1 protein-coding gene is annotated in these 1,247 nt (G+C 67.8%); it reads left to right on the forward strand.

What is annotated here, in order from left to right; genetic code table 11:
• The first annotated feature begins 83 nt into the window (after window positions 1-83).
• A protein-coding gene (locus tag ET989_RS14610) for an IS3 family transposase (RefSeq protein WP_131170272.1) occupies window positions 84-1,234 on the forward strand; the annotation gives its coding sequence in 2 pieces (ribosomal slippage) (window positions 84-354 and window positions 354-1,234; 1,152 coding nt in all).
• Window positions 1,235-1,247: the final 13 nt, after the last annotated feature.

The following is a 1,247-nucleotide window of genomic DNA, read 5'->3' on the forward strand; positions in this document are numbered from 1 at the left end:
TGGGCTGACCCCGTTTCGTAGGTCCGGTCGTTATGCGAGTCGTCCTGTTGCCCGCGGTGGCGGGCAGGGAGACTGGTCAGATCATGACGAACAGTAGGAAGCGTCACACTCCGGAGCAGGTCGTCCGTAAGCTCGGGCAGGCCGACAGGATGCTCGCCGACGGGCAGGATGTCGCGGCGGTGTGCCGGGAGCTCGGGGTGTCCGAGCAGACGTACTACCGGTGGCGGAACCAATACGGCGGACTCAAGGCCGACGACGCGAAGCGCCTCAAGGAGCTCGAGAAGCAGAACGCCACGTTGAAGCGGCTGCTCGCCGAAGCGGAGCTGGAGAAGGCCGCGCTCAAGGAGCTGGCTGAGGGAAACTTCTAGGCCCGGGCAGGCGCCGCGCCGCCGTCGCGCACCTGATCAGGACACTGCAGGTGAGTGAACGGATGGCGTGCCGTCTGGTCGGGCTGTCCCGCTCCGCGTACCGACGCCCGCTCAACGCCGACACGACCGCAGACCCAGACCGGGCGCTGCGGGAGTGGCTGCGCGCCTGGGCGAAGGACCATCCCCGCTACGGGTACCGACGCGCGTATCACGATGCGCGCGCCGAGGGCTGGGTGGTGAACCACAAGAAGATCCAACGCCTGTGGCGTGACGAAGGGCTCCGGGTCCCGCAGCGGCGGCGACGCAAACGCGTCGGGTCCTCGACCGTCGACGCGCCGACGGCGGACGCGCCGAACGTGGTGTGGGCGGTGGACTTCCAGTTCGACGCCGACGAGCACGGACGGTCGATCAAGATCTGCTCGATCGTCGACGAACACACCCGGGAGTGCATCGGCGGCCTCGTGGAGCGCTCGATTACCGCCGACCGACTCACCGCCCACCTCGAGGACCTCGTCGCCGCCCGGGGCGCCCCGGCGGTGCTCAGGTCGGACAACGGGCCGGAGTTCATCAGCGAGGCGATGGCCGACTGGGCCGGCACCCGCACAGGCCTGTCCTACATCCCTCCGGGCTCGCCGTGGCGCAACGGGTACGTCGAGTCGTTCAACAGCCGGATCCGCGACGAGTGCCTCAACATCAACAGCTTCTACTCGCTACTGCACGCGCAGGTCGTGATCGGCGACTGGAAGGACGAGTACAACCACCACCGCCGGCACTCCTCGCTCGGCTACCTACCCCCAGCCGAGTACGCTCAGCAATGCACCCATCAAATCGAAACCGACGACTCACAGAGCGTCCGGACCGAATGAAGGGGGCGGCCCA

This window comes from Propioniciclava sinopodophylli, from assembly GCF_004324755.1.
Taxonomy (GTDB): domain Bacteria; phylum Actinomycetota; class Actinomycetes; order Propionibacteriales; family Propionibacteriaceae; genus Propioniciclava; species Propioniciclava sinopodophylli.